At 26.7% G+C, this 7,789-nt stretch carries 6 protein-coding genes; all 6 read right to left on the bottom strand.

All coding sequences use genetic code 11. From position 1 onward, the window contains the following. Nucleotides 1–203: 203 nt before the first annotated feature. The 6 genes from AVBRAN12647_RS09445 to dsrO all read right to left on the bottom strand — a co-directional run bounded on the left by AVBRAN12647_RS09445 (nt 204) and on the right by dsrO (nt 7,495). Complete coding sequence (locus AVBRAN12647_RS09445) at nt 204–428, bottom strand: hypothetical protein (protein WP_239803364.1); 225 nt, start codon at nt 426–428, stop codon at nt 204–206. A 150-nt stretch (nt 429–578) separates the two neighbouring features. Next, entirely contained in the window at nt 579–1,523 is a 945-nt protein-coding gene (locus AVBRAN12647_RS09440; protein ID WP_336615099.1) for a hypothetical protein, read from the bottom strand. A gap of 269 nt (nt 1,524–1,792) precedes the next feature. Then, nucleotides 1,793–2,752: a hypothetical protein gene (locus AVBRAN12647_RS09435; protein WP_336615098.1), complete on the bottom strand. Its 960-nt coding sequence runs from the start codon at nt 2,750–2,752 to the stop codon at nt 1,793–1,795. Nucleotides 2,753–2,824: 72 nt separating this feature from the next. After that, the gene (locus AVBRAN12647_RS09430) at nt 2,825–5,737 is read right to left on the bottom strand and encodes a tetrathionate reductase subunit TtrA (RefSeq protein ID WP_336615097.1); all 2,913 of its coding nucleotides are present in this window, start codon (nt 5,735–5,737) and stop codon (nt 2,825–2,827) included. Then, a complete protein-coding gene (nrfD, locus tag AVBRAN12647_RS09425; RefSeq protein ID WP_336615096.1) occupies nt 5,730–6,764 on the bottom strand; it encodes an NrfD/PsrC family molybdoenzyme membrane anchor subunit in 1,035 nt (344 codons plus the stop codon). Before nrfD ends, AVBRAN12647_RS09430 begins: the two co-directional genes overlap by 8 nt. Beyond that, nucleotides 6,749–7,495, bottom strand: a complete 747-nt coding sequence (gene dsrO / locus AVBRAN12647_RS09420) for a sulfate reduction electron transfer complex DsrMKJOP subunit DsrO (protein WP_214119706.1) — start codon at nt 7,493–7,495, stop codon at nt 6,749–6,751. The genes nrfD and dsrO overlap by 16 nt, the downstream gene beginning before the upstream one ends. Between the last annotated feature and the right edge of the window lie 294 nt (nt 7,496–7,789).

Here is a 7,789-nt window from a genome sequence, read left to right as displayed (position 1 = left end):
CACATTGTAATCTTGCTCTTTATTTGTCTTAATCTCAAAATTATTTTTATTTATATTATCTTTTAAATTGCTAATATCTTTAGTATTTAATTCTTTAGTTTTAACATTATCAGCCCAAGACATTGCTATATTTTTTACTTGCGAGATATCTATTTTCATAAGTTTTCCTTAAATTATTTAGCTAGGAAACTCCTAGCTAATCTTTATCTTATAACAAATCCAGCATTTAATCTCGGACCATTATTTGAGCTAGATGTTCTTTTAAAATTAGGACTCCAGTTTTGTCTAGTAGGAGTTACTCTATCTCTTTCAGCACTTATAAAAGCCCATCTCCAAGGACCACTGCCTGTAAAATAATCATACCAATAATACGCACTTGCATTCGTAATAAAACCTAAAGCTAAAATAGCTAAAACTGCTTTTTTCATTGAAAATCTCCTTTCATTAATGATTTGAATTATTATAATATAACTTAAATAAATTATATTGAAATTTTATTTAAAAAATAGATATTTTGTAACTATAAGTAACAATTAGCTAATTTCTATTTCAAATTCTTTAATAATTTAAAATATAAATTAGACTTTTATATCAATTAATTTTGTATCGTTTAAATCTTTTTTAAATTCTTTTGTAAAATCTATAAAATCACTTAATTTATCATTTGTAATTAACTCTTCTAATTTATCTTCGCTTATTTTTAAATTAATATTAAAATCTTTTAAGAGTTTCTTTTCATCATTTGTTAGACTTTTTAGGCCTTGATTTTTAAGTTTTGCTAAGGCTGCTAATTTTTTTAATTCTTCTAATTCTTTCTCTTTTAATTTATCTGTATTTGCAATCTTATATAAGCTAATAAAATCATTATTATTTTTATTATTAGATACTTCTATGTTATCTTCAAAATATCCCTTTTCGCCTACATTTAGAAATTCGCCAAATGTAATAATACCATCAAGATTTTTATCATTATTTAAACTAGCATTTAAAGCATAGCTAATATCAGCATAGTATTCATCATTATCTGCTAAAAATTTACTCTCTTCATAGCCTTTTACATAATTAGTGATTATATATTCACCTTTATTATCTCTTCTATATTCAAGCCTTTCATGTATATAGCTTAATGTCTTTTTTCCTTCTTTATTGCTTAGCTCCCCATTACCATCAACATCAGCTTCAAGGAATTTTTGTTTATAAGCAATATCACTAAACCATCCAGCTACAAAACTTGCTGCGTCTTTATCTAAAATAGTGCCTTTACTATTAAAAATGAAATTATCTTCATCAAAAAATTCTTTTAATCTATTGATATTATTTTCACTAAGTTTTACTCCGATATTACTTTCATCAAATTTAAAAAACACATTGTAATCTTGCTCTTTATTTGTCTTAATCTCAAAATTATTTATATTTATTGCATTTTTTATATTGTATAAATCAAAAGAATTTAAAGAATTTGAATTAATTTTATCTTGCCAAGTTACAGGCGTATTTAAATAGTTTCCTAGATAATGTCTCATAAAAAATCCTTTAAAATTATGACTAAATTAGATCTAGCTAATTAATCAAGACATTTTTAAAATCATATAGCTATTTTTTACACTTAAAAAGCAATATTAAAGCACTAATACTTTTTAAAATATGCACTAACATTCGTAATGCAAATTAAGTTAATACATTAAAAAATGATTTGAATTATTATAATTTGATTTTAATTAATACTATTATTATTTTATTTAATGTTTTGATATATTGTAACTTTTAGTAACAATTAATTAAAAATAAAAAATTAAACCTTAATATCAATTAATTTTGTATCGCTTAAATCTTTTTTAAATTCTTTCGTAAAATCTATAAAATCATCTAATTTATCGTTTGTAACTAATTCTTCTAATTTATTTTCACTGATTTTAAGATTAAGACTAAAGTCTTTTAAGAGTTTCTTTTCATCATCGCTAAGCACGTCTAAACCTTGATTTTTAAGTTTTGCTAAGGCTACTAATTTTTTTAATTCTTCTAATTCCTTTTCTTTGAATTTATCTATATTCATAATTTTATAAATATTGCCACTATCAATTTTAATTCGCTCATCACTTGATTTACAATCAGCTGTATATTTATGAATTTTATTTTTACCATCAGCTCCTAAATATTCGCCAAATGTTATTATTCCATCAAGGTTTTTATCATCATTTAAACTAATATTTAAAGCCTTACTAATATCCATACTCTCGCCATCTGGCAAAGCTACCATACTAGGTAAATATGTGCCTATGATTGCACTTGAGATTATTTCTTCTTCAAGTGTCTTTTCATTTACTACTATTTCGGCTGCTTCACTAAATACCGTAAATGTGTATTTAAATTCCTTGCCCGTTAATTCTCCATCGTTATTAATATCAGCTGCTAAGAGATTTTCTCTATAAGCAATATTGCTAAACCATCCAGCGACAAAACTTGCTGCGTCTTTATCTAAAATAGTGCCTTTATTATTAGCAATGAAATTATCGCTATCAAAAAATTCTTTTAATCTATTTAGATTTTTTTCATTTATTTTTACACCTATATTATCACCATCAAATCTAAAAAATACATTGTAATCTTGCTCTTTATTAGTCTTTATCTCAAAATTATTTTTATTTATTTGATAATTTAAATCTTTTAGCTCTTTTTCTGTTAGCTCGTGCTTTTTAACATCAATTTTCCAAGCTATCGGCATATTTTTACTAGCACTTATATCGTGTATCATAAATAATCCTTTAATATTTATTTAAAGGATTATAGTTTATTTAGGATAAATAATTTAATCAGTTTAAATTCTTTAACCTAAGCTTGAGATTTTTTCTATAATTACGCCAAATCCTTGCCTTGCTACAGAGCCTACGACAAAATCACTAATTAAGGCATTTTCTCCACGAATAGTATCATCAGGTATTATATTTGAGATACTAACGCCTGTTCTTTTTGAAATATTTTTAGCAATTAATTTCCCATCAATATAAAAATCACTAGCACCTTCGCCACGCCTAGCACGAGAATGCTCAATTCCTACTGCTTCTTTATGAATTCCTTTTCTAGTTTTTAATATTCCTATTATTTTTTTATCATCTCTTATAACTTTGATTAAATCCTTATCTTTAAGACCTAGTTTTGCTGCTGTATCTTCGTGTAATTCAATGTAGTTTGAATATCTTAAATGAGTTAGTTTTGAACTAGCAGCAACTAAACTTGAATATATATTTGATTTATACGAAAAGGCTTTTAGGTTTAACTCATCTAATGTGGTATTGTTTTTAAATCTTTGTTTTACAAAATAAGGAACTCCACTATAATTTTTCCCAGTTAAAGAATCCTTAGTAAGTGCTAAATCTTCGTTATAAATAGCTATTTCTTTTTTGTATGTTTTTGCTAAGGCGTTTTTGTTATATGCTTTGTTTTTGCTTTCAAATTTTCCACCCCTTGCCATACAAAATAAAGCTTTTTTATAGTGTTTTGGGCTAATTTCTTTTAATTCTTGAATGAATGGTAAGTCCTTTATCTCATCTTCGTTTATTTCATAATCAAATCCACCATCAAGTGCAACATTTATAAAACTTCTTAAATAATAATCACTCGGCTTATCAAGGTCAAATAAATTACCTTCACTATCGCTAATTGCGTTTTTACCAAATCCTGCTAAGCCTAATTTTTTGCCTAATTCAATTATAAAGCTATCCATACATACGCTTTCATTATTACTAAACTTAACATTAGGAGAATTTAAAATAGGAAATCTAAAATGACTAGCTTTACTCAAAGCACCACCCCAAGGATTAACAACACCCCAAGTCTCATACATAACGCTATCAGGAACTATATAATCAGCAAACATACTTGTTTCGTTTATAAATGGGTCAATTGCTATGAATAATGGTATTTTAGAGCTATCTTTTAAAGAATTTTTAACATTATTCATATTACTAGCATAAGCAATATTAGCATTCCAAGAAAGCAATATATCTATTCCGTAAGGATATTTTAATGCTGCATTTGTGATTGCGTCGGTGCAAATTGCATTAGTTAGTGGATACCAAGGTAGTTTTGATGGATAAGGGTTTTCGTTGTTTTTGATTTTGTTTTTATATTCGCTAGTTGCTTCATAAGGTTTTTTAGTTTTATCAACCCTAATTCCACTAGGTTTAATTTTGCCTTTATATTTTGCTAATTCAAATTCTCCTGACAAATCATTATATTTACCCCCACCAGCACTCATTCCACCAATTTTATTTAAATTCCCAAGCAAACCAACTAATTCTAAAATAGCATAAGCTGTATAAAATCCATTAGTTTGCATAGTCCCGCCGTGCAAATCAAATGCTACTTTATTTTTATATTTTTTGATTTTTTCTAATAAATATTCATAATCTTTTTTACTAACGCCACTATTTTGCAATAAATCATCTAAAGAATTTGAATTGACACTTTCTTTTAATTTGATAAAACTTGTTTTAACCTTTATTGCTTCATCATCTAAAGTTATTATTCCATCATAATAAATATTAGCTTTTTTACAATCTTTTGCACTTATTAATCCTTGCTCGTTAATAACCATAATTTCATTATTAATTCTTAAAAATTCTCCTTTTTTATAGTTTTTATAATCATCTTCAACGACTAAATAAGCAGCATTAGAAAAACTTACATTGTTTTCATTTAAATTAGTATAAGATAGATATTCTTCATCATAAATTTTTTGATTTATTACATCTTGTAATAAGGCTAATGCTAAAAACAAATCCCCACCAGGCTTTATAGCAATCCATTTTCCTACGCTAGATGCACTTGAAGTAGAATTTGTAAGTATTGGGGTTATTGTTGCGTATTCTAAATTATTGCTTTTTCTATTTGCTATTTTTAATCCTTGTCTTTTGAAAGGATTTCCAGCTTGAGCAGGAGCACTTGCGAAATTAATCAAAAACTCGCAATTATCAAAATCAGGTTTTAAGTGTGGGTATTTATCAAAATCATTTAAAAAAGCAGCCATTCCAGCTCTCATAGAAAGACCGCAAGTTGCTGTGTGTCCGTGAAAATTAATAGTTCCGAATGATTTTTGAAATCTTTCTTGAAAGAAATTCTTTCTTCCTTCATCGCCTGTTGCGATTATACATAATCCATTTGCTTTCTTTCCAAATTCAGGAGCATTTTCATCTATTAAATCAGTATGATTATAAACTTCTTTAAATCCTTTTACATAGCCTTCATTAAACAAATCTCCACCATTTACTATCTCATCTAAAAATTTATCAGGCTCAATACTTTGCCATTTATTTTCTCCCCTTTTTCCAACTCTTTTTAGTATTTTAGTTACCCTTGCTTTATCATTTAATTTATCAAATACTAAATTACCCCTAGCACAAACACTTGAATGGATTTTGCCTTGATTTGTGAGTAAATAACTATCTTTTATACTAGCATTCATATTAAGCCAAGGGTCGCTTGATAATAAACTATATGGATTGCCAATAACTTTTAAAACCTTATTATCTAATACTTTTACCCTAACACCACAATGAGTAACGCAACCATTACAAACACTTGAATAATACTTGCCGATTTTTGGATTTAGGCTATTTGCATATATGCTATCGTTTGTTTTTGTTTGTGGTTTTATGATTTTTTGTATTGTTTCATTGTAAAAATAAGCCCCTGCTACGCCTGTTATCCCTGATGCTATTAAAAACTTTCTTCTACTCACTTAATTCTCCTTTTATTTGTTTTTCTAATATGCTTACTAAAAGACAAAACAAACTTATACAAATTAGCCAATTGCCAAATACAGAACCTAAACTATCACTACCTAAGATTTTTGGTGTGTATGTTAAAAATCCACTCATAATTTTTGGCATAGAATTTCCTGCAAAAACTACATTAAATTTAAAGCTAAAGCTATAAATTATCATAGACAAAAATGCAAGTAATAAAAAGAATTGATTGTTTTTTAATCTTGTAAAAAGATTTATTAAAATAATAAAAATTAAGCAAAACTCAAGTATGAAAATCTCATAAAATCTAGCCATAAATACATATTGATATAGCTCTTTAATTTCTTTATTAAAACCAAGCATAAAGCTAAACCAAAATAATCTTAATAATAAATCACATACTATTAAAGCATTAGCAAGTCTTATAAAGATAAAAAGATTGATTTTATAATTTATGATTTTTGAATATACAAATAAGACTAAAGCACATATTCCAACACCGCCTACACCGCCATTTGCAGCAAATAAAAGTGGTAAAACAGGTGTATTCCAAAAACTAACTCCAACACTTGTTCCTAAAATATATCCAGTGTATAAAGGAATGCAAAAAGATACAATAAGTGTGATTATTCCTAATTTTTTAGTATTTTTATTGTTAATATGCTTATATGCTAATAGTATTAGTAAAATAGGGTAGGTTATAAGTAATATAATTCCTATTTTCATAGCTGAAGTTGGTAGATTACCCCAGCCATTTAAAAAGATTTCAAAAACTCTGCTAGGTTGTTTTAAATCATCAATTAAATTAAAAGGAATTGCACATAAGCAAACAAAAGAAATTATCATTGAAAATAGGGCGATATTTTTGTAGTTTTTCAATCCAAATACTAAATATAAACTAGCACATAAAAACGCTCCAAAACTAGCTCCTGCTATGAAAAAATCATTCACAACATCTAAAGCCCAAGTTCGCTGAACGCTAAAACCTTCTAAAACCACAGCACTCATTTTATTCTCCATTCTTCTTCTAAAGCCAAATCAAATTCTTTTGAAATATCTTGAAACATTTTATGATTAGGATTGATTTCATTTAATTCATTGTCTAAATTAATATAAAAAACTTGTGGTTTAGTCCCAAAATTTTGCTTTAAAACACTTGTTGGATAATCTTTTAATATTTGTGAAATTTCACTTGAACTATCATTTAAATCGCCAAAAATTCTAGCCCTACCAACGCAGGTTTGAACACAAGCTGGTAATTCATTATTATCTATTAAATGCACACAAAAAGTGCATTTATCAGCTACTTTTGTATTTTTATTAATAAATCTTTTATCATAAGGACAGGCATTTACGCAGTAACTACAACCCCAGCATATTTCATTATCTACTAATACTATTCCATCTTCTCTTTTAAAAGTTGCTCCTGTAGGGCAAACGCTTACGCAAGGTGGATTTTCGCAATGATTACAAAGTTCTGGCAAAAATGCCTTAAATACTTCATCGCTTTTACTTAATTCATATTCAGTAACAAATGTTCTAAATTGTTCGTGGGGGACTTGATTTTCATTGATACAAGCAGCAGTGCAAGCTTGACAGCCGATACATTTTCTAAGGTCAATTAGCATTGCATAGCGTTTTTTGCTATCTCCTATATATCTTTTATCTTTTTTATCTATACCATTATTTTTTAGGCTAAAAGCATAACTTGATGAAGCTAATGTGGTTGTAATAAATACTCTTCTATTCATATAAAACCTTTTGATTTAGATTTTAATGAGTATATTTTTTGATTGTATAATTAAAGTTAAAATTTAATAATAAATTAAGGTTTAAATATTATTGCCTAATTTTTGTTTGTTATTATCAATAAGTTTATATATAAATTTTATATAAATTTTTATAAGAATTTAATAACCATTAATATTTTTTTTAAACCTACCGATATAGAAAAATAACGGGGGTTTAAAATGCAAATAACAAATAACAATTATGTAAATTATCAAACAAATATTAAAAATAAAATTCCAACCACTCAAACTCCT

It is taken from the genome of Campylobacter sp. RM12647, from assembly GCF_020138135.1.
Lineage (GTDB): Bacteria > Campylobacterota > Campylobacteria > Campylobacterales > Campylobacteraceae > Campylobacter_E.
This window is presented reverse-complemented; position numbering and strand designations above follow the sequence as displayed.